This is a genomic window from Nocardioides sp. W7 (genome assembly GCF_022919075.1).
Taxonomy (GTDB): Bacteria; Actinomycetota; Actinomycetes; order Propionibacteriales; family Nocardioidaceae; genus Nocardioides.
On record NZ_CP095078.1, the window covers coordinates 1,470,300 to 1,491,608 of the forward strand.

Annotated in this window: 19 protein-coding genes, 1 pseudogene and 1 riboswitch; of the genes and pseudogenes, 18 read left to right on the plus strand and 2 right to left on the minus strand. The window is 72.4% G+C overall.

Translation table 11 applies throughout. From position 1 onward, the window contains the following. Positions 1-129: 129 nt before the first annotated feature. Genes MUB56_RS06950 through MUB56_RS06965 form a run of 4 tightly spaced genes read left to right on the plus strand, consistent with a single transcriptional unit; the run spans position 130 to position 3,640 of the window. Positions 130-1,230 (plus strand): diacylglycerol kinase, encoded by a 1,101-nt coding sequence (locus tag MUB56_RS06950; protein ID WP_244931178.1) that lies wholly within the window; start codon positions 130-132, stop codon positions 1,228-1,230. Then, the gene (locus tag MUB56_RS06955; RefSeq protein ID WP_244931179.1) at positions 1,227-2,051 is read left to right on the plus strand and encodes an SDR family oxidoreductase; all 825 of its coding nucleotides are present in this window, start codon (positions 1,227-1,229) and stop codon (positions 2,049-2,051) included. The genes MUB56_RS06950 and MUB56_RS06955 overlap by 4 nt, the downstream gene beginning before the upstream one ends. Positions 2,052-2,061: 10 nt before the next feature. After that, positions 2,062-3,132, plus strand: coding sequence for an MBL fold metallo-hydrolase (locus MUB56_RS06960; RefSeq protein ID WP_244931180.1), 1,071 nt, complete (start codon positions 2,062-2,064; stop codon positions 3,130-3,132). A 19-nt stretch (positions 3,133-3,151) separates the two neighbouring features. Continuing rightward, on the plus strand, positions 3,152-3,640 hold the full coding sequence (locus tag MUB56_RS06965) for a cupin domain-containing protein (RefSeq protein WP_244931181.1): 489 nt from the start codon (positions 3,152-3,154) through the stop codon (positions 3,638-3,640). A gap of 68 nt (positions 3,641-3,708) precedes the next feature. Here the strand turns inward: MUB56_RS06965 and MUB56_RS06970 are convergent, their stop codons facing one another. After that, complete coding sequence (locus MUB56_RS06970; protein ID WP_244931182.1) at positions 3,709-4,143, minus strand: GNAT family N-acetyltransferase; 435 nt, start codon at positions 4,141-4,143, stop codon at positions 3,709-3,711. A 175-nt stretch (positions 4,144-4,318) separates the two neighbouring features. Beyond that, positions 4,319-4,426, plus strand: a riboswitch (TPP riboswitch). Between MUB56_RS06970 and MUB56_RS06975 the strand changes: the two genes are divergently transcribed. The 7 genes from MUB56_RS06975 (at position 4,417) to MUB56_RS07005 (ending at position 13,563) form a co-directional block, all read left to right on the plus strand. Then, positions 4,417-5,499: a thiamine ABC transporter substrate-binding protein gene (locus MUB56_RS06975; RefSeq protein WP_244931183.1), complete on the plus strand. Its 1,083-nt coding sequence runs from the start codon at positions 4,417-4,419 to the stop codon at positions 5,497-5,499. (Overlaps the previous riboswitch by 10 nt.) After that, positions 5,496-7,130 carry an ABC transporter permease subunit gene (locus MUB56_RS06980; protein WP_244931184.1) on the plus strand — a complete coding sequence of 545 codons (1,635 nt, stop codon included), beginning with the start codon at positions 5,496-5,498 and terminating at the stop codon, positions 7,128-7,130. The genes MUB56_RS06975 and MUB56_RS06980 overlap by 4 nt, the downstream gene beginning before the upstream one ends. Further along, a complete protein-coding gene (locus MUB56_RS06985; protein WP_244931185.1) occupies positions 7,130-8,140 on the plus strand; it encodes an ABC transporter ATP-binding protein in 1,011 nt (336 codons plus the stop codon). Before MUB56_RS06980 ends, MUB56_RS06985 begins: the two co-directional genes overlap by 1 nt. 5 nt (positions 8,141-8,145) lie before the next feature. After that, a complete protein-coding gene (locus tag MUB56_RS06990; protein WP_244931186.1) occupies positions 8,146-9,186 on the plus strand; it encodes a phosphatase PAP2 family protein in 1,041 nt (346 codons plus the stop codon). Positions 9,187-9,482: 296 nt separating this feature from the next. Next, the gene (locus tag MUB56_RS06995; RefSeq protein ID WP_244931187.1) at positions 9,483-10,799 is read left to right on the plus strand and encodes a C40 family peptidase; all 1,317 of its coding nucleotides are present in this window, start codon (positions 9,483-9,485) and stop codon (positions 10,797-10,799) included. Between the two features lie 63 nt (positions 10,800-10,862). After that, entirely contained in the window at positions 10,863-12,899 is a 2,037-nt protein-coding gene (locus MUB56_RS07000) for an acyl-CoA dehydrogenase (RefSeq protein ID WP_244931188.1), read from the plus strand. A 4-nt stretch (positions 12,900-12,903) separates the two neighbouring features. Further along, on the plus strand, positions 12,904-13,563 hold the full coding sequence (locus tag MUB56_RS07005; protein ID WP_244931189.1) for a class I SAM-dependent methyltransferase: 660 nt from the start codon (positions 12,904-12,906) through the stop codon (positions 13,561-13,563). 108 nt (positions 13,564-13,671) lie between these two features. On the opposite strand, the gene MUB56_RS07010 is transcribed toward MUB56_RS07005, so the two are convergent. Then, positions 13,672-14,169 (minus strand): inorganic diphosphatase, encoded by a 498-nt coding sequence (locus tag MUB56_RS07010; protein WP_244932360.1) that lies wholly within the window; start codon positions 14,167-14,169, stop codon positions 13,672-13,674. A 106-nt stretch (positions 14,170-14,275) separates the two neighbouring features. Between MUB56_RS07010 and dacB the strand changes: the two genes are divergently transcribed. From dacB to folE, 7 genes and pseudogenes are all read left to right on the plus strand, one after another. After that, positions 14,276-15,745 (plus strand): D-alanyl-D-alanine carboxypeptidase/D-alanyl-D-alanine-endopeptidase, encoded by a 1,470-nt coding sequence (gene dacB / locus MUB56_RS07015; protein ID WP_244931190.1) that lies wholly within the window; start codon positions 14,276-14,278, stop codon positions 15,743-15,745. A 40-nt stretch (positions 15,746-15,785) separates the two neighbouring features. Next, positions 15,786-16,814, plus strand: a complete 1,029-nt coding sequence (locus MUB56_RS07020) for a zinc-dependent metalloprotease (protein ID WP_244931191.1) — start codon at positions 15,786-15,788, stop codon at positions 16,812-16,814. Between the two features lie 7 nt (positions 16,815-16,821). Next, the gene (gene tilS, locus MUB56_RS07025; RefSeq protein ID WP_244931192.1) at positions 16,822-17,799 is read left to right on the plus strand and encodes a tRNA lysidine(34) synthetase TilS; all 978 of its coding nucleotides are present in this window, start codon (positions 16,822-16,824) and stop codon (positions 17,797-17,799) included. A 10-nt stretch (positions 17,800-17,809) separates the two neighbouring features. Beyond that, positions 17,810-18,361, plus strand: coding sequence for a hypoxanthine phosphoribosyltransferase (hpt, locus tag MUB56_RS07030; RefSeq protein WP_244931193.1), 552 nt, complete (start codon positions 17,810-17,812; stop codon positions 18,359-18,361). 24 nt (positions 18,362-18,385) lie between these two features. Continuing rightward, a pseudogene (locus MUB56_RS07035) lies at positions 18,386-18,508 on the plus strand (hypoxanthine phosphoribosyltransferase); the annotation flags it as partial. A gap of 108 nt (positions 18,509-18,616) precedes the next feature. Further along, on the plus strand, positions 18,617-20,683 hold the full coding sequence (gene ftsH, locus MUB56_RS07040) for an ATP-dependent zinc metalloprotease FtsH (protein WP_244931194.1): 2,067 nt from the start codon (positions 18,617-18,619) through the stop codon (positions 20,681-20,683). After that, positions 20,680-21,300, plus strand: a complete 621-nt coding sequence (gene folE / locus MUB56_RS07045) for a GTP cyclohydrolase I FolE (protein WP_244931195.1) — start codon at positions 20,680-20,682, stop codon at positions 21,298-21,300. The genes ftsH and folE overlap by 4 nt, the downstream gene beginning before the upstream one ends. Positions 21,301-21,309: the final 9 nt, after the last annotated feature.

A 21,309-nucleotide genomic window follows, 5' to 3' on the forward strand; every position in this document is an offset into this window, starting at 1 on the left:
CGTGTAACGCGCTGTTCGCCCCACTACCCGGCCGTTGCAGCAGGCGGGTAGTGGGGCGATCGTCGCGTTACAGCTCGTCCGTCGGGAGCCCCCTATCGCAAATCTAGAACGTGTTCTAGTGTGCGACGCATGTCACAGGTCATCCCCGAGAAGCCGCTCCGCGTCGTCGTCTGGTCGACCGGAACCATCGGTCGGCACGCCATCGCCGGCGTCGACGCGCACCCCGATCTCGAGCTGGTCGGGGTCTGGGTCAGCAACCCGGACAAGCACGGCAAGGACGCCGGGGTGCTGGCCGAGCTCGGGCGCGAGCTGGGGATCACGGCCACCACCGACCGGGACGAGCTGATCGCGCTGGCGCCGGACGCGATCGTGCACACCGCGATGGCCGACGACCGCGTCTTCGAGTGCATCGAGGACCTGATCTCGTTCGTCGAGGCCGGCATCAACGTGACGTCCAGCGGCCCGGTGCTGCTGCAGTGGCCCGAGCAGATCCTGCCGCCGGAGTTCATCGCGCGGATCGAGGACGCCTGCGAGCGCGGCAACGCCAGCCTGCACATCAACGGCATCGACCCCGGCTTCGCCAACGACGTGCTGCCGCTGGTGATGACCAGCCTCTCCCGGCGTATCGACGAGGTGCGGGTGATGGAGATCTGCGACTACTCGACGTACTTCCAGCCGGTCGTGATGAACGACCTGTTCGGCTTCGGCCGGCCGATGGACGAGGTCGGGGCGATCTTCGCGCCCGGCATCCTCGGCATGGCCTGGGGCAGCGTCGTACGCCAGCTCGCCGCCGGCCTTGACATCACCCTCGACGAGCCGCTCACCGAGGAGGTCGACCGCCGGCCCGCCGAGTGGGACACCGACAACGTCAGCGGCGACGTCCGGAAGGGCACCATGGGCGCGGTCCGGTTCCAGGTGATCGGCAAGGTCGACGGCGTCGCGCGGGTGGTCCTCGAGCACATCACCCGCACCGACCCCGACCAGGTGCCGGAGTGGGAGCAGCCGCCCACCGGCGGCGACGGCGGCTACCGGATCCGGATCACCGGCGAGCCGATGATGCAGGTCGACTTCACCCACCACGGCGAGCACGGCGACCACAACGTCAGCGGCATGATCACCACCGCCCAGCGCATCGTCAACGCGCTCCCGGCCGTGGTCGCGGCCGAGCCGGGCCTGGTGCGGGCCATCGACCTGCCCCTCGTCACCGGCCGCGGCCTGGTGAGCAAGTGAGCGGCATCCTCGACCGCTTCGCGGTCACCGACCAGGTCGCGATCGTCACCGGCGCGGGCCGCGGCCTCGGCGCCGCCACCGCCGTCGCGCTCGCCCAGGCCGGCGCCGACGTGCTGATCTCCGCCCGCACCGAGCGCCAGCTCGACCGGGTCGCCGAGCGGGTCCGCGAGACCGGGCGCCGCTGCCTCGTCGTCCCGGCCGACCTCAGCGACCTCGACGCGGTCGCGGGCCTCGCGCAGGCGGCGTACGACGAGTTCGGCCGGCTCGACACGGTCGTCAACAACGTCGGCGGCACCTTCCCGACGGAGTTCCTGAAGACCTCGAACGAGTTCCTCAACGAGGCGTTCAGCTTCAACGTCACCACCGCGCACGCGCTGAGCGTGGCCGCCGTACCCCTGATGCTGAAGGGTCTCGACGAGGACGACCACCGGCAGAGTCAGAAGTCCATCGTCACCATCAGCTCGATGATGGGCCGTACCGCCGACCGCGGCTTCGTCGCGTACGGCACCGCGAAGGCGGCCCTCGCGCACTGGACGAAGATGGCCGCCCAGGACCTCGCCCCGAGGATCCGGGTCAACGGCATCTACGTCGGCTCCATCCTCACCAGCGCGCTCGAGTACGTCGCCGGGCAGCCGGAGCTGATGAGCCAGCTCGAGACGAAGACGCCGCTGGGCCGGGTCGGCGAGCCCGAGGACATCGCCGCGGGCGTGCTCTACCTGGCGTCCCGGGCCGGGCAGTACGTCACCGGAAAGCTCCTCGAGATCGACGGCGGGATCCAACAACCGACCCTCGACCTCGGGTTCCCGGACGTGGGGGCCTAGGGTCGGATACGTGCCGTCGTCAACCAGTTCCACGTCCACCGCCCACGCCATCTCGCCGGACTCCGGCACCCACTGGAGCGCCGAGGGGGCGTGGCGGGTCGCCGAGGGGATCCACCGGATCCCGCTGCCGCTGCCGATGGACGGCCTGAAGGCGATCAACGTCTACGTCATCGAGACGCCCGACGGGCTGACCCTGATCGACGGCGGCTGGGCGATCACCGAGGCACGCGAGCTGCTCGACCGCTGCCTGCGCGAGGTGGGCTACGGCTTCGGTGACATCCGCCGGTTCCTGGTCACCCACGTGCACCGCGACCACTTCACCCTGGCCACCGTCCTCGGCCGGGAGTACGGCGCCGAGGTCGCGCTCGGCCTCGGCGAGAAGCCGGCGCTGGAGCTCCTCAACGACGAGAACCTCGACCGCAACCCGTTCGCCGACGTACTGGTGACGGCCGGTGCCCGCGAGGTCGCCGACCAGTGGGTCGCGGCGCAGACCGACGAGAAGCCCGACCTGAGCCTGTGGGCGTTCCCGACGACCTGGCTCGACGGCGACCACCGCATCGAGGTCGGCCACCGCACGATCGACGCCGTGCACACCCCCGGGCACACCCCGGGCCACTTCGTCTTCGCCGAGCAGCAGGAGGGGGTGCTCTTCGCGGGCGACCACGTGCTGCCCACGATCACCCCGTCGATCGGCTTCACGGTGCCGCCGCCGGCGACCCTGCCGCTCGGTGACTTCATGGCCTCGCTGGCCAAGGTGCGCGCGCTGCCGGACCTGCGGATCCTGCCCGCCCACGGCCCGGTGTCCCCGTCGTCGCACCAGCGGGTCGACGAGCTGCTGGCCTTCCACGAGCACCGCCTCGACCTGAGCCTGGTGTCCCTGGCCGGCGGTGCACGCACGGCGCACGTCGTCGCCCAGGAACTTCCGTGGACCCGTCACGACCGGGCCTACACCGAGCTCGACCTGTTCAGCCAGGGGATGGCCTCGATGGAGACCAAGGCGCACCTGGAGCTGCTGGTCGCGCAGGGCCGTGCCACCCGCACCGAGGACGCCGACGGCGTGATCTTCACGGCGGCTCCCTGACCGCGTAGGTTCCGGGGGCATGTCGTACCCCGACCCCCGCTACCTCGGCGAGACCGGTGAGCCCAGTGCCTGGTTCCGTCCGGCCGGTACGCCGCCCGACCTGCCCCGGCCGGGCGGCGCGGCGCACTACCTCGCCACCGGCGCCCAGACCGACGGCCGGTTCGGGCTCTACCGCTGGGACATGGGACCCGAGCCGTCCGGCGCCCAGCCGCACTTCCACCGCACCATCAGCGAGTCGTTCTTCGTCCTCTCCGGCGAAGTCCGGCTCTACGACGGCAGGGAGTGGGTCGACTCCCGCCCCGGAGACTTCGCCTTCGTCCCCGAGGGCGGCGTGCACGGCTTCCGCAACGAGTCCGGCGCGGACGCCTCGCTGCTGATCCTGTTCGCGCCGGGCGCGCCCCGTGAGGCCTACTTCGAGGGCCTGGTCGAGATCGCCGAGGGGCGCTGGCAGCCGAGCCACGAGGAGCTGCAGGCGTTCCTGGAGGAGCACGACAACCTCTACATCTGAGCCGGCTCCGGGCGAGGTTGAGCCGGCGCCGACCCAGCAGTCTTCCCAGGCAACGCCAGTCCCCTCATTCAGACCCGACCCGGCCGCCGCATCGGCAGGTGCGGGATCCCGTCCTCCAAGAACTCCGGCCCGGACACGGCGTACCCGAAGCCGGCGTACCAGCCCGCGAGCGGCGCCTGCGCGTCCAGCACCGAGGGCCGCGGGCCGACCACGTCGAGGGCGGCCCGCATCAGCGGGTCGGCGAGGCCCTGCCCGCGGGCCGAGCGGGCCAGCACCACGCGCCCCACCCGGGCGAGGTCGCCGTCGTCGAGCACCCGGAGGTAGCCGGCGACCGCGTCGTCGAGCAGTCCCACCACGTGCCGGGTGCCGGGCTCGAGGTCGCGGCCGTCGAGGTCGGGATAGGGGCACGCCTGCTCGACCACGAACACGTCCTGCCGCAGCCGCCACACGTCGTACGCCGTCCGCGCGTCGAGCTGGTCGAAGGTCAGCGTCCTGATGTCCATCAGGGAACCCTAGGAGGAGGCCGGGCCTGGGCGGGCGCTGCATGCTCATCACGGCATGCAGACGAACTTGCACTGCCCACGGCGTACCCGCCGTGGCAACCGAGAACTGGTCTGCATACCGTGATGAAGCGACAACCCCCGGGGACGACCCCCGGCAGCCAGGGCGTAGCCTGGCCGTTCACGACAGGGGAGCACGCGCGAGCGTGCTGAGAGTGCGGAAGAGCCGCAGACCCTCGAACCTGCTCCGGTTAGCACCGGCGAAGGGAGTCCGGAATGACGCTGTCCACCCGTGCGCGCGCCCAGGCGGTCGCACTCACCACCACCGGCACGCTGCTGCTCGCGTCCTGCTCGCTGAGCGGGGGTGACAGCAGCGAGGCGAGCGGCGTCGACGGGGGGAACACCCCGACCGAGGTCGTGCTGATCACCCACGAGTCGTTCACGCTCCCCGAGGAGCTGACGGAGAAGTTCGAGGCCGACACCGGCCTGAGGCTCACCGTCCGCGCCGCGGGCGACGCCGGCACGCTCACCAACAAGCTGGTCCTGACCAAGGACAGCCCGACCGGCGACGTCGCCTTCGGCATCGACAACACCTTCGCCTCGCGCGCGGTCGACGAGGGCGTGTTCGCGCCGTACGCCCCGACGCTCCCCGAGGGCGCCGCGGACTTCGCGCTGACGGGCGACGGCGCCGACGTACTGGCACCGGTCGACGCCGCGCACGTGTGCGTGAACATCGACGACACCTGGTTCGCCGAGGAGGGCGTCCCCGCGCCGGCCACGCTCGCCGACCTGGCGAAGCCCGCCTACCGGGACCTCTTCGTGATCCCCGGGGCCACCACCAGCTCGCCGGGCATGGCCTTCCTGCTGGCCACGATCGCCGAGTACGGCGACGACTGGCCCGACTACTGGACCGACCTGATGGCCAACGGCGCCAAGCTGACCGACGGCTGGTCGGACGCCTACCAGGTCGACTTCACCCAGGGCGGCGGCGAGGGCGACCGGCCGATCGTCGTCTCCTACGACTCCTCGCCCGCGTTCACCGTCGACGGCGCGGGCGGGACCACCACCAGCGCCCTGCTCGACACCTGCTTCCGCCAGGTCGAGTACGCCGGCGTGCTGGCCGGCGCCGAGAACCCCGAGGGCGCCGAGCAGGTCGTCGACTGGCTGCTCAGCGACGAGGTGCAGGCGGCACTGCCCGACAGCATGTACGTCTTCCCCGTCTCCTCGGCGGTCGAGCTGCCCGCCGACTGGGCGTCGTTCGCCACGCAGCCGGAGACGCCGTACGACGTCGACCCGGCCGAGATCAGCGAGAACCGCGACGACTGGCTGCGGGAGTGGAGCGACGTCACGAGCCGATGAGGCGCGCCGCTGGACTTCTCGCGCTGGCCGTCGGGCCGGTGCTGGTGCTCGGCGTCTTCTTCGTGCTGCCGGTCAGCGGCATGCTCGCCCGCGGGCTGTGGCCCGACGGCTCCTTCGACCCGGGGGCGGTCGCGGAGGTGCTGACCCGGCCGCGGGTGCACCGGGTGCTGTGGTTCACGGCCTGGTCGGCAGCTGCGGCGACCGCGCTGTCGGTGGGGCTCGGACTGCCGGCGGCCTACGCGCTGCACCGGCTGGAGTTCCCGCTGCGGCGGGTGCTGCGGGCGGCGCTGCTGGTGCCGTTCGTGCTCCCGACCGTGGTGGTCGGGGTGGCGTTCAAGCAGCTGCTGGGGGAGTCGGGCCCGCTCGGCTCCCTCGGCCTGGACGGCACTCCGGTGGCCATCGTGCTCGGCCTCTCCTTCTTCAACGTCTCGGTCGTGATCCGGGTCGTCGGCACGGCCTGGGAGTCGCTGGACCAGCGTCCGGCCGAGGCGGCGGCCGCACTGGGCGCCAGCCCGGTCCAGGTGTTCCGGACCGTCACGCTGCCGGCGCTGCGGCCTGCGATCGTGTCGGCCGCGAGCGTGGTGTTCCTCTTCTGCGCGGCCGGCTTCGGGGTGGTGCTGACCCTCGGCGGGCTGCGCTACTCGACGGTCGAGACCGAGATCTACCTGCTCACCACCAACCTGCTCGACCTGCAGGCCGCGGCGGCGCTGTCGATCCTGCAGCTCGTCGTGGTGAGCGTGCTGCTGGTCGTCGCCGGCCGGCTCAGGTCGGTGCCCGACCCCGGGGTGTCGCGGGTGCTGGCCCGGCCGCGCCGACCTCGGCTGGTCGACGTACCCGTGCTGGCCGCGACCGGCCTGCTGCTGCTCTTCGTCGGAGTGCCGGTGCTGACGCTGGTGGCCGGGTCGCTGCAGGTGGACGACTCGTGGAGCCTCGGCAACTACCGGGCGCTCAGCTCGACCGGCGATCAGCAGGCGCTGCTGGTGCCGGTCACCGAGGCGCTGGCCTTCTCGCTGCGCACGGCCGTCGACGCCACCTGGATGTCGTTGCTGATGGGGGTGCTGGTCGCCACCGTGGTCACCCGCCGGTCGCGCTCGCGGGCGGAGCGGCGGGTGCGCTCGGGGCTCGACGGCTTCTTCATGCTGCCGCTCGGGGTGTCCGCGGTGACGGTGGGCTTCGGCTTCCTGATCACCCTGGACCGGCCGCCGCTCGACCTGCGCGACTCCCCGCTGCTGGTGCCCATCGCCCAGGCGCTGGTGGCCCTCCCGCTCGTCATCCGCACCCTGGCGCCGGTGCTGCACGGCATCGACGACCGGCAGCGCCAGGCGGCCGCCTCGCTCGGCGCCGGGCCGCTGCGCACCGTGCTCACCGTCGACCTGCCCGTCGTGTGGAAGCCGCTGCTGGCGGCCGCCGGGTTCGCCTTCGCGGTGTCATTGGGAGAGTTCGGCGCGACGTCGTTCCTGGCCCGTGACGACCAGCCGACGGTGCCGGTCGTGATCTTCCGGCTGATCGGCCACCCGGGGGCGATGAACTACGGCATGGCGCTCGCCGCCTCCGTCGTACTCGCCGCCACCACCGCCCTCGTGATGCTGCTCGTCGAACGGCTCCGCGTCCCCTCCGTAGGAGCCTTCTGATGCTCTCCCTCCACCAGGTCTCGGTCGCGTACGACGGCGCGCCCGTCGTCCGCGACGTCACCCTCGACCTCCCCGACGGCGGGGTGCTCGCGGTGCTCGGTCCCTCCGGAAGCGGCAAGTCCACCCTGCTGCGCGCGGTCGCCGGACTGGAGCCGGTGCTCGGCGGCCGGGTCACCTGGGACGGCCAGGACCTCGCCCGGGTCCCGACCCACAAGCGCGGGTTCGCCCTGATGTTCCAGGACGGCCAGCTCTTCACCCACCTCACCGTCGGCCGCAACGTGGGCTACGCCCTGCGGCTGCGCCGCGCCCGCGGCATCGACGCGCGGGTCGCGGAGCTGCTGGAGCTCGTCGGCCTCGCCGGGTACGCCGACCGGCTGCCCTCGACCCTCTCGGGCGGGGAGCGGCAGCGGGTCGCGCTCGCCCGGGCGCTCGCCGTCGAGCCACGGCTGCTGCTCCTCGACGAGCCGCTCTCGGCCCTCGACGCAGGCCTCCGCGAGCGGCTCGCCGGCGACCTGCGCCGGATCCTGCGCGCCGCCGGCACCACGGCGCTGATGGTCACCCACGACCACGACGAGGCGTTCACGGTGGCCGACCGGCTGGCCGTGCTGCGCGACGGCGTCCTCGTGCAGGAGGGCGAGATCGCCGGGGTCTGGCGAGCGCCGGCCGACCCGGCGACGGCGCTGTTCCTCGGCTACGCCCGGGTCCTCGACGGCCCGGCCGCTGCCGCCGTACTCGCGGCCGCGGGCCGAGCGCCGGCCGCGTCGGTCGCCGTACGACGCTCCGCGCTGAGCGTCGCCCCGGCCGGCCCGCTCGCCGGGACGGTGCGCTCGGCGCGGGCCACGCCGGAGCAGGTCCGGCTCGTCGTGGACGTCGACGGGATCGGGGAGGTCGACGCCGTCGCGGGCCTCGACCACCACCCCGGCCCGGGGGAGCGGGTCCGGCTGGACGTCGACGTGACCCGGCTCGCGGTGATACCCACCGGTGTTGCGGAGGGACAGTCCTTACACTGACCTTCGTGTATCGCCGCGCCTATTCCCTTCTCGTGGTGACGGCGGTGGTGATCGGCGCGTGGGCGGCGATCACGGCGTTCGCCATCGGCCGGCCGCTGATCGACCCCGAGGGCAGCTTCCTCGGCCCGTCGTGGCTGCGGCTCCCGATCCTGTGCCTGGGCGCCCTCGCCCTCGACCTGGTGCCCCGCGCCCTGTGGCTCTCGCGGCTCCGCGTGCGGGCCATGCCCGGCATCATGCGCGAGCGGCTGGACAGCCACTGGAGCCGCGAGCGGGTGCTGCTGGTGATGCTCGGGATCGTCTGCTTCTACGTCATCTACGTCTGCTACCGGAACCTCAAGTCGTTCCTCCCGCTGGTCAGCGACCGGATGTACGACCGCGAGCTGCACATGCTCGACCGGGTGCTGTTCTTCGGCCACGAGCCGGGCCCGGTCATCCACGACCTGCTCGGCACCACGGTGGTCGCGCACCTGCTCTCCAGCTTCTACCTGCTGTTCATCCCGATGGTCGCGATCCTGGTGACCGTCTGGCTGGTGTGGTCGCGCAACCTCTCCTACGGCTGGTGGTTCGTCACCGCGCAGGGCCTGGCCTGGACCCTCGGCACCATCTCGTACTACGCCCTGCCGACCCTGGGCCCCGGCCTCGAGTACTACTGGCTCTACGACGACCTCGCCAACACCGGCACCACCGACCTGATGAACTCCCTGGTCAACGCCCGACAAGGCGTCCTCTGGGGTGACGGGCAGGCCCAGACCGTGGCCGGCTTCGCCAGCCTGCACACCGGCATCTCGCTGCTGTGGGCGCTGATGGTGCAGTTCACCGTCCGCAACCGGGTCATCCGGATCCTGTTCTGGATCAATTTCGGTCTGACGGTCGTCGCCACCCTCTACTTCGGGTGGCACTACATCGCCGACGACATCGCCGGCATCCTGATCGCCCTGGTCTCGTTCTACGTCGCCGGGCTGGCGACCGGCCAGAAGTTCGAGCGCGGCGGCCTGTCCTCGCACCCGACGACGACCACCTCGGTCGTCCCCGTCGGTCGGGACTGACCCGGCCGCCCTCCGCCGGCACCCCGCGGTCGTACGACGCCGCCGGGCCCGGCCGCCGACCCCTGCCCGAACGACTCCCGGGCCCGTCGGCGGACGTGCCGCCCTGCCCCGACGGGCGAACCCCCTAGAACTACACGGTTGTAGTTTTCAAGCCGACACGCCGTGAAAATTGAGAAAGTTGGGGAAATTGTGGCGCATGTGACGAAAGTTCACTAGCGTGACGGTCACGGCCCCGGGCGGCGAGCAGCTACCCGGGGCCTTTCCACGACCTGACCGCAGCCAGAGAGGGGCCTGCCGTGCGCAGACTCGGGACCGCAGCGGGACTCACCCTGGCCACGGCGCTGCTGAGCGGCGCGGCCGGCCTGGGCATCGCGGCCGCCGACGAGACGACCGACCTCCCCACGCGGCAGCAGGTCGAGCAGGCCCAGGGCGCCGCCCGCGAGGCCGCCGGCACCGTCGACGAGGTCCGGGCGCGGCTGGCCCTGGCCAACTCCCGCCTGGAGACCGCCTCCGTCGCGGCCGCCCAGGCGGCGGAGGCCTACAACGGCGCGCGCTGGCGGGCCGAGGAGGCCCAGCGAACCGCGCAGGAGGCCCGGGCGGCGGCCGGAGCTGCGGCTGTGGACCAGGAGAGCCTGCGCCAGGACTACGCCGACCTGATGGTCTCCTCCTACCAGGAGACGCCCCAGCTCGCCGCCCTCGCGGCGATCACCGAGGCCGACGGGATCAGCTCGATGCTGACGACCACCAGCGCCCTGCGCGCGGGTCAGGCCGCCCTCGACCAGCGCTACGACGAGCTCCGGGCCGCGACCGTGATCGCGGAGAGTGCCGCCGGCCGGGCCGAGGACGCGCAGGACGAGGCGGACCTGGCCGCCGGGGACGCGCTCATCGCCCGGAATGCCGCCGCGGCCGCCGCCGACAGCGCGAACGCCCAGGCGGTCGCCGTCGCCGAGGAGAAGACCCGGCTGATCGCCGACCTCGCCCGGCTCCAGGACATCAGCGTCGCGCTCGCCGAGCGCCGGCAGGCGGGGCTCGAGGAGCGGGCCCGCGCCGCGGCCGCGGCCGCCGCGGAGCGACAGGCCCGCCGGCAGGCCCGGCAGGAGGCCGCCACCCAGGCAGCCCAGGCCGCTGCGGCGGCCGAGGAGGCAGCCGCGCAGCCGCCGGCCGCCCCTGACGACGAGCAGGACGCCGAGCAGGAGCAGCCGGAGCCGGCCGACCCGCCGACGCAGAACACCACCCCGCCGACGCCCGGCGCCGGCGTACCCGCCGTGCTCGCCTTCGCCCGCGCCCAGCTCGGCGAGCCCTACCGCTGGGCCGCCTCCGGTCCCTCCGCGTGGGACTGCTCGGGCCTGACCGCGGGCGCGTGGGCGGCGGCCGGCACGAGCCTGCCCCACTACTCCGTGGCGCAGTACGAGCAGTCGACCCCGATCCGCTCCGCGGACCTGAAGCCGGGCGACCTGGTCTTCTGGGGCTCCTCGAGCAGCCCGTCGTCGATCTACCACGTGGCGCTCTACGCCGGCGACGGCCAGATCATCCACGCCCCGCGCACCGGCAAGCCGGTCACCGAGGAGTCGATGTACTACTGGATCCCGCCGACGTTCTACGCCCGTCCGTAGGCAGGGTCCAGACCGCGATCCTCGCCACGTCTGGCCGACCGGACCCGTGGGTAACGTGGGTGCATGTCGACCGACACCGTGCCCCCGTCCTCGGCCGAGGACGTGCCTACGACGGCCCCGGCCGCGACGCCCCAGCAGGACACCGACGCCGAGGTCGAGCAGCGCTCCGGCTACCACCGGCCGACGATCGACGTACCCGCGCTGACCGCGCTCCTGGACGGGAAGTACGCCGAGGTCCGCAACCTGGTGCGCACCAACCTCGCCGAGTACGCCGGCATCCTCACCGACGCCGAGACGATGACCCGCGACGAGTTCCGCGAGCGGGTGAAGGAGGTCGTCGTCGAGATGGCCTCGACCGGCCAGACCGGCATGGGCTTCCCCGAGGAGTACGGCGGCGGGGGTGACATCGGCGCGTCCGTCGCGGCCTTCGAGACCCTCGCGTACGGCGACCTGTCGGTCCTGGTGAAGGTCGGCGTGCAGTTCGGGCTGTTCGGCGGCGCCATCCTCCAGCTCGGCTCGAAGGAGCACCACGACGCCTACCTGTCCGACCTGGTCACCGGGAAGCTGATGGGCTGCTTCGCGATGACCGAGTCGGGGCACGGCTCCAACGTCCAGGCGCTCGGCACCGTCGCGACGTACGACGTGGCGGCCCAGGAGTTCGTCGTGCGGACGACCCGTGAGGACGCCCGCAAGGACTACATCGGCAACGCCGCCAAGCACGCCGAGGTGGCTGTCGTCTTCGCCCAGCTCGAGGTGGGCGGGAAGTCCGAGGGCGTGCACGCCTTCGTCGTCCCGATCCGCGACCGGGACGGCGCCACGCTGCCCGGCGTACGCATCGAGGACGACGGCCTGAAGATGGGCCTCAACGGCGTCGACAACGGTCGGATCTGGTTCGACGACGTCCGGGTGCCGCGCACCGCGCTGCTCAACCGGTTCGCCGACGTGACGCCGGCGGGGGTCTACGAGAGTGCGATCGAGAACCCCAACCGGCGCTTCTTCACCATGCTCGGCACCCTCGTGCAGGGCCGGGTCTGCGTGGGCGGCGGCGGCATCAACGCCGCCAAGGTCGCGATCACGATCGCCACGAAGTACGCACTGCGTCGGCGCCAGTTCGAGGCCACCAGCGAGGACGAGGAGGAGCTGCTCCTCGACTACGGCATGCACCAGCGCCGGCTGCTGCCGCTGCTGGCGCACACCTACGCACTGCACTTCGCGCAGGAGATCGTGGCCGCCCAGCTGCACGACGTGACCTCCGGGATCGAGACCAGCGAGCACGCGAAGCGCGAGCTGGAGTCGCGGGCCGCCGGCACCAAGGCGCTCGGCACCTGGCACGCCACCCGCACCATCCAGGAGTGCCGCGAGGCGTGCGGCGGCGCGGGTTACCTCGCCGTGAACCGGTTCGCCGCGCTGAAGGCCGACACCGACGTCTTCACGACGTTCGAGGGCGACAACCACGTGCTGCTGCAGCTGGTGGCGAAGGGTCTGCTCACCGACTACGCCAGCGACTTCGAGGACCTCGACCAGCTCGGCATGGTCCGGTTCGTCACCAACCTCGCCGTCGAGACCGTCATCGAGAAGACCGCCGTGCACAAGCTGCTGGAGCGGATCAAGGACGTGCTGCCCGGCGGCGACCAGTGGGACCAGGAGGCCGGTCTGCTCGACAGCGACTACCAGCTGGCGATGCTGCGCTTCCGCGAGGAGCACATGCTCTCCGGTGTCGCCCGTCGGCTGAAGCGGGGGATCGCCGACAAGATGAACCCGGGCGAGGTCTTCTCCCGGGTCCAGGACCACGTGATCGGCGCGGCTCGCGCCCACGTCGAGCGGCTGGTGCTGGAGGCGTTCGTCGCCAAGGTCGAGGCGCTGCCCGACGGCGAGAACAAGATCGCGCTCCGGCTGCTGTGCGACCTGCACGCGCTCAGCACGATCGAGGCCGACCGGGCCTGGTTCATGGAGCACGGCCGGCTCTCGGTGGCCCGCTCGAAGGCGATCAGCCGCGAGACCGGCAGCCTGTGCCGCAAGCTCCGGCCGCTCGCCGACGACCTGGTCGACGCGTTCGCCGTACCTCCCGAGATGCTCCGCTCACCCGACCTGCTGGGGTGATCAGGTGAGGCTGCTGGGCGGCTGGGCCGACGATCCGCTGTACGCCTCGGCGTACGACTGGAGCGTGGAGCACCCCCGCGCCGGCGGCCTGGCCTGGCGGCTGACGATGGGCAGCGACCTGCGCCTGCTGTACGCCGCGGCCCGCGAGATCGGCGAGCAGCCGCGGGGTGCCCGGATCCTCGACGTGCCGTGCGGCGGCGGAGTCGCCGTCCGCGCCCTGCGCCCGACCCAGGAGGTCGAGTACGTCGCGGCCGACCTGTCGCCGCAGATGCTGGAGCGGACGGCCGAGCTGGCGGCGCGCCGCGGCGTCGGCGGCCTCGTCACGACCGTGGGGGCCGACGTGGGTTCGCTGCCGTTCCCGGACGCGTCGTACGACCTGGTCGTGACGTTCACCGGGCTGCACTGCTTCCCCGACCCGGAGCGCGCCGTCACCGAGCTGGTCCGGGTGCTGCGCCCGGGCGGGGTGATCACCGGCAGCGCGTTCCTCAACGACACCGGCCGGCGCTACGAGCCGGCGCGCCGCCTCGGCCGGCGGGCCGGCCTGCTCGGGCCCGGCTGCACCGGAGACGAGGTCGTCGCCTGGCTGACCCGGCTCGGCGTGCGCGAGGTGACCCTCACGACCAGCGGCGCGCTCGCGTACTTCCGGGGCGTGCGGGCGGGTTGATCGCCACAACAGTCACACCGGTGTCGAGGAACTGGATGCTGCGTCGTGAAGCTTCACGACGCAGCAACGAGTTTCTCCGCCTGGGCGGAGAAACTCACGCGCCCGGGGTCAGTGAATCGCGCCCGGGTTGTCCTTGAGCCGCTGGAACGACGCACGGACCTCTTCCTCGGCCTCGGTGCGGCCGACCCACTCGGCGCCCTCGACGGACTTGCCGGGCTCGAGGTCCTTGTAGACCTCGAAGAAGTGCTGGATCTCCAGCCGGTCGAACTTGGAGACGTGGCTGATGTCGCGCAGGTGCTCCAGGCGCGGGTCGGTCGACGGCACGCAGAGCACCTTGTCGTCGCCGCCGGCCTCGTCGGTCATCCGGAACATGCCGATCGCGCGGCACTTGATCAGGCAGCCCGGGAAGGTCGGCTGCTGGAGCAGGACCAGCGCGTCGAGCGGGTCGCCGTCCATGCCGAGGGTGTCCTCGATGTAGCCGTAGTCGGCCGGGTACTGCGTGGAGGTGAAGAGCGTCCGGTCCAGCCGGAGCCGGCCTGACGTGTGGTCGACCTCGTACTTGTTGCGCTCACCCTTGGGGATCTCCACCAGTACGTCGAACTCCAGCACGTATTCCTCCGCCGATCTGCGGGCCGCGCGTGGGGCCCCTCCGTCAGTACCTGCGCAGTCTCCCCCACAATGGCCGCGGATGCGTAGCGGGAGAGGAGATCCGGTGGCCCGACGTGACGGACGCCACGGGCGCGTGCGCCCAGCGGCGGAGGACGGCCGGTTCCGGTCGTGGCTGGCGCTCCTCGTCGTGCTCGCCCTCGCGGCGGGCGTCGCGGCGACCTATCGCTACGACCTGGCCGACCGCTGGTTCCCGCGCGACCCGGCCGGGCCGGTGGACCCGTCGACCGTCGAACCGCCCCCCGGGCTGGACCTGCCGCCGATCACCGAGCCCGCGCCGCTGGCCACCCCGGTCGCGGTCGACACCCCGATCGACAAGGCCGCCGTCCGGGCCGCGCTGGCGCCGTACCTGCGCGACGACGACCTGGGCGGGCACGTGCTCGCCGCGGTCGGCGGACTGGCCGGCGGGCCGACGTACACCTTCGGGAGGGGTACGGCGGTCCCCGCCTCGACCACGAAGCTGCTGACCGGGCTCGCGACCCTGGCGACCCTCGACCCGGCGCAGACGTTCGCGACCCGGGTGGTGCGCGAGGGCCGCCGGGTCGTGCTCGTCGGCGGCGGCGACCCGCTGCTGGCGAGCTCTCCGCCGGACGCCGACCGCAAGCCGGGGGAGCGCGCCGCCTGGCCGGCCCGCGCGGACCTCACGACCCTGGCCCAGCAGACCGCGCAGACGTTGCTGGCCGAGGGCGTCACGAGCGTCCGGCTGCGGTACGACGACTCGCTGTTCACCGGGCCGGCGGTCAATCCGCACTGGCCCGCGAGCTACCTGCCCGAGGGCGTGGTGGCGCCGATCTCGGCCCTATGGGCCGACCAGGGCCGGCCCGAGGAGGGCACCGGCCGGGTAGCGGACCCGCCGCGTGCGGCCGCGGAGGTCTTCGCCCGCGAGCTGGCGAAGGCCGGCGTCGCGGTCGCCGGCCGCCCGGCGGCCCGGCCCGCCGGTGCGGGCGCCGAGCAGGTCGCCGAGGTCCGCTCCGCGCCGGTCGCCCAGCTCGTCGAGCACGCGCTGCTGGTCAGCGACAACGAGACGACCGAGGTGCTGATGCGCCAGCTCGCGCTGGCGAGCGGCGCCGAGGGCAGCTCGGGCGAGGGGACCCGCGTGGTCCTCGAGGTGCTGGCCCGGCTCGGCGTCCCCACCGACCGGGTGCGCCTGCGCGACGGCAGCGGGCTGTCGCGTCAGAACCTGATCCCGCCGGCGACCCTGCTCGGGGTGCTGCGCCAGGCCGCGACAGGGGCCCCGGCGCTGCGCACCGTGCTCACCGGCCTTCCGGTCGCCGGCTTCTCCGGGTCCCTGTCGTCGCGCTTCGCGAGCGGTCCGACCGAGGGGCGCGGTCGGGTCCGCGCCAAGACCGGCACCCTCACCGGGGTCAGCAGCCTGGCCGGCATCGCGACGACCGTGGCGGGTACGCCGCTGCTCTTCGTGCTGATGTCCGACCGGGTCGCTCCGGCCGACACCCTCGACGCCCGGGAGGATCTCGACGCCGCGGCATCCGCGCTCGCCGCCTGTGCGTGCGCCTGACTGCGTCCGGTCAGGAGGAGCTCCCTTGTACGGTCGTGCCATGACGCGGGAGATGGTGGACTGGGACCTGGCCGTGAAGATCGGGTCCCGGATCGCCGGCGAGGGCCCCGCGATCACCCGCGAGCAGGCCGCGGCCGCGGTCACGGAGCTGCGCGCCGGCGCCACCCGCTCGACCGGGCTGGTCCGTGAGTTCACCGGCCTCGACGCCCCCGACGACACCGCCCCGGTGCTGGTCGTCGACCGGCCCGGCTGGATCCAGGCCAACGCCGACGGGTTCCGAACGATCCTCTCGCCCCTCGTCGACAAGCTGACCGAGAAGAAGCCGCCCTCGGGTCTCGCGCTCGCCGTCGGGTCCCGGGTCACGGCCGTCGAGATCGGCGGCCTGCTCGGCTTCCTGGCCGGCAAGGTGCTCGGCCAGTTCGACCCGTTCCACGACCCGCACGGGCGGCTGCTCCTGGTGGCCCCCAACATCGTGCACATCGAGCGCGAGCTCGGCGTCGACCCGACGGACTTCCGGCTCTGGGTGTGCCTGCACGAGGAGACCCACCGGGTGCAGTTCACCGCGGTGCCGTGGATGCGCGACCACCTGTTCTCCGAGGTCCGCGCGATCGCCGAGACCGTGGACTCGTCCCCGGCCCTCGAGGACGGCCTGCAGCGCGTCTTCGAGACGCTCCGCAGCGGGGTCGGCGGCGGCAGCCTGATGGACGCCCTCGGCTCGCCCGAGCAGCGGGCCATCGTCGACCGGGTGACCGGGGTGATGTCGCTCCTGGAGGGCCACGCCGACGTGGTGATGGACGGGGTCGGCCCCCACGTCATCCCGAGCGTCGCCGTCATCCGCTCGAAGTTCAACGACCGGCGCGGTGGCGTGGGCACCCTCGACCGGCTGCTGCGCCGCCTCCTCGGCCTGGACGCCAAGATGGCGCAGTACCGCAACGGCGCGAAGTTCGTGCGCGGCGTCGTCGACAAGGTCGGGATGGCCGAGTTCAACGCGGTCTGGGAGCGTCCCGAGCACCTGCCGACCACCGCCGAGATCGCGGACCCGGAGGCCTGGGTCGCCCGAGTGCTGTGAGTCGGCGGTGATCCACCCGGCGGTCGCCGCCGTCCGCCGGGGCGTACGACGCTCGCTCGCCGACCTCGACCCGGGCCGGACCGTGCTGGTGGCGTGCTCCGGGGGCGCGGACTCGCTGGCCCTGCTGTCGGGCACCGTGGCCGAGGGACGTCGCGCGGGCCTGCGGGTGGTCGGGGCGACCGTCGACCACGGCCTGCAGTCCGGCTCGGCCGAGCACGCCGAGCGGGTCGTCGAGCAGATGGCCGGCCTGGGGGTCGACGAGACCGTCGGTGCCCGGGTGCAGGTGGACGAGGGCGGTATCGGTCCGGAGGCGGCGGCCCGGCGCGCTCGGTACGCCGTGCTGGAGGAGCTGGCGCGCCACTTCGACGCCGCCGCGGTCCTGCTCGGCCACACTCGCGACGACCAGGCCGAGACCGTGCTGCTCGGCCTGGCCCGGGGCTCGGGCGGCCGGTCGCTGGCGGGGATGCGGCGCGCCTTCGACCGCTACCGCCGCCCGCTGCTCGACGTACCCCGCGCCGACACGGTGACCGCGTGCCAGGTCGAGGGCATCGAGTTCTGGCAGGACCCGCACAACAGCGACCCGGCGTACACCCGGGTGCGGGTCCGACACACGGTGCTGCCGGTGCTGGAGGAGCAGCTCGGCCCCGGCGTCGCCGCGACCCTCGCCCGCACCGCCGACCAGCTGCGGACTGACATGGACTTCCTCGACGATCTCGCCGAGGCCGCGCACGCGCGGATCGCCGACGCGGACGGGGTGCTCCCGGTCGCCGGCCTCGCCGCCGAGCCGGACGCCGTACGACGCCGGGTGCTGCGGATCGCCGCCCTGGCCGCCGGCGCGCCGGCCGCCGAGCTGTTCCACGAGCACGTGCTGGCCCTCGACGCGCTGGTCACCGACTGGCACGGCCAGCGGTGGATCGACCTGCCCGGGCACCTGCGCGGTCGGCGGGTGGACGGGGGCCTCCGGGTCGAGAGGGCCGACCTTTAGGCTGGCCGCCATGGACGCAGCCCACGTGGAGAACGACCTGGTCAACGTGCTGTTCACGGAGGCCCAGATCCAGGAGCGGATCGGCGAGCTGGCCCGCGAGATCGAGGCCGACTACGAGGGCAAGGACATCCTGATCGTCGGCATCCTGCGCGGCGCGGTGATGGTGATGGCCGACATGGCCCGCGCGTTCTCCCGGCACATCGAGATGGACTGGATGGCGGTGTCGTCGTACGGCTCCGGCACCAAGTCCAGCGGCGTGGTGCGGATCCTCAAGGACCTCGACACCGACATCTCCGGCCGGCACGTGATCATCGTCGACGAGATCATCGACACCGGGCTCACGCTGTCGTGGCTGACCTCCAACCTGTCCTCCCGCACCCCCGCGAGCGTGGAGATCTGCACCCTGCTGCGCAAGCCCGAGGCGCTGCAGATGCCGGTCGAGGTGAAGTACGTCGGCTGGGACATCCCGAACGAGTTCGTCGTCGGCTACGGCCTCGACCACCGCGAGCGCTACCGCAACCTGCGCGATATCGGCACCCTCGCGCCGCACGTGTACTCCTGACCCCTCGGCGAGGACGGTTGGGGCGTCGGCTGGGACGCTGCGCACGTTCCCGGCAACGAGTTCGTCGTCGGCTACGGCCTCGACCACCGCGAGCGCTACCGCAACCTGCGCGACATCGGCACCCTCGCGCCGCACGTCTACTCCTGAGAGCATCCTCGGCCCGAGGGCGCGGACGCACCGGGTTGCTGAGACAATCGTGATTGCCGACGACGTGTACCGTCGTGGGTTCAGACGTGCCCGAGTCGGAAGAAGCCAGTGAAGCGCATATTCAAGGGTCCGTGGGTGTGGATCGTCGTCGCTGTCGTCGGCGTCCTGCTCGCACTCCAATACCTCACCCCGAACAGTGGGGGCGACGAGATCGCCGCCTCCAAGATGAGCCAGTACATCTCCTCGGGGGACGTCAAGGACATCACGTTCGTCGACGGTGACCAGGAGATCCGGGCCACCCTCGACAAGGGCGTCCGCTCCGAGGGCGCCGACGTCTTCACGAAGTGGATCGGCGGCACCCAGGACGCCACCTTCGCGGCGGCGCTCGAGCAGTTCGACGAGGGCACCATCGACGAGGTCGAGACCGAGGTCGCCGAGCAGAGCATCCTCGCGACGCTGCTGATCTCGTTCCTGCCGATCATCCTGATCGTGCTGATCTTCTTCTGGCTGATCAACAGCATGCAGGGCGGCGGCGGACGCGGCGTCATGCAGTTCGGCAAGTCCAAGGCCAAGCTGATCTCCAAGGACATGCCGAAGACGACGTTCGCCGACGTCGCCGGCGCCGTCGAGGCCATCGAGGAGCTCGGCGAGATCAAGGAGTTCCTCCAGGAGCCGGCGAAGTTCCAGGCCGTCGGCGCCAAGATCCCCAAGGGCGTCCTGCTCTACGGCCCTCCCGGCACCGGTAAGACCCTCCTCGCGCGGGCCGTCGCCGGCGAGGCGGGCGTGCCGTTCTACTCCATCTCCGGCTCCGACTTCGTCGAGATGTTCGTGGGCGTCGGCGCGAGCCGGGTCCGCGACCTGTTCGAGCAGGCCAAGGAGAACGCCCCGGCGATCGTCTTCATCGACGAGATCGACGCCGTCGGTCGCCACCGCGGCGCCGGCATGGGCGGCGGCCACGACGAGCGCGAGCAGACCCTCAACCAGCTGCTGGTCGAGATGGACGGCTTCGACGTGCGTGGCGGGGTCATCCTGATCGCGGCCACCAACCGCCCCGACGTCCTCGACCCGGCACTGCTGCGCCCGGGCCGCTTCGACCGCCAGATCGGCGTCGACGCGCCCGACCTGGCCGGCCGCCACCAGATCCTGAAGGTGCACTCGCGGGGCAAGCCGATGTCCGAGGCGATCGACCTGCTGACGATCGCGCGTCGTACCCCCGGCTTCACCGGCGCCGACCTCGCCAACGTGCTCAACGAGGCCGCGTTGCTGACCGCCCGCAACAACGAGAAGCTGATCACGCCGCTCTTCATGGACGAGGCGATCGACCGCGTCATCGCCGGCCCGCAGCGCAGCTCGCGGCTGATGAGCGAGAAGGAGAAGCTGATCACGGCCTACCACGAGGGCGGCCACGCCCTGGTGGCGGCGGCGCTCCCGGGCACCGACCCGGTCCACAAGATCACGATCCTGCCGCGCGGCCGGGCCCTGGGCTACACCATGGTGCTGCCCGACGAGGACAAGTACTCCCAGACCCGCTCGGAGATGCTCGACAAGCTCGCCTACATGCTGGGCGGCCGGGCGGCCGAGGAGATGGTCTTCCACGACCCGACCACCGGCGCCGGCAACGACATCGAGAAGGCCACCAGCCTGGCCCGCGCGATGGTCACCCAGTACGGCATGACCGAGCGCCTCGGGGCGATCAAGCTCGGGGACTCCGGTGGTGAGCCGTTCCTGGGCCGCGACATGGGCCACCAGCGCAACTACTCCGAGGACGTCGCCGGCATCGTCGACGAGGAGACCAAGAAGTTCCTCGCGACCGCCCACCAGGAGGCGTTCGACATCCTCGAGGAGAACCGCGACGTCCTCGACTCGCTGGTGCTCGCGCTGCTCGACAGGGAGACGCTCGACAAGGGCGAGGTCGCGGAGATCTTCACCCCGCTGCGCCGCCGCCAGGCGCGCCCGGCGTGGACCGGCTCCCCGGACCGCAACCCCTCCGACATCCCGCCGATCGAGATCCCGCAGGAGATCCGCGACCGCGCCGCCGCCAACGGCCTCGCGACGGCCAGCTCTCCCGGCGTCGTCGTCACCCCGCCCGGACCGGGTGGCGACGTGCACGGCGACCCGACGCTCGGTGGGCACGCGGCTCCGACCCCGCCGCCGCCCGGACCCGGACCGGTATGACCGACCCGGTGACCGGCCCCGTGCGCCGGCCCGAGGACATCCCGGAGTACGACCACGACCGGGCCGAGGCCGCCGTACGCGAGCTGCTGCTGGCGATCGGCGAGGACCCCGACCGCGAGGGCCTGCTCGAGACGCCGGCTCGGGTCGCCCGGGCGTACGCCGAGCTCACCGCCGGGCTGCGGCTGAGCCCGGAGGACGTGCTGACCACGACCTTCGACCTCGGGCACGAGGAGATGGTGCTCGTGCGCGACATCGAGCTGTGGTCGATGTGCGAGCACCACCTGGTGCCGTTCACCGGCGTCGCCCACGTCGGCTACATCCCGGCCGAGACCGGCAAGATCACCGGGCTCTCCAAGCTGGCGCGGCTCGTCGACGTCTACGCCAAGCGGCCCCAGGTCCAGGAGCGGCTGACCACCCAGATCGCCGACGCGCTCGTCGAGATCCTCGAGGCTCGCGGCGTGGTCGTGGTGATCGAGGCCGAGCACCTGTGCATGACCATGCGCGGGGTCCGCAAGGCCGGGGCGCGCACGATCACCTCCGCGGTCCGGGGCTCGTTCCTCTCCGACCCGGCCACCCGCTCCGAGGCGATGGCGCTGATCCACAGTCCGAGACGCTAGCGTCGGTCC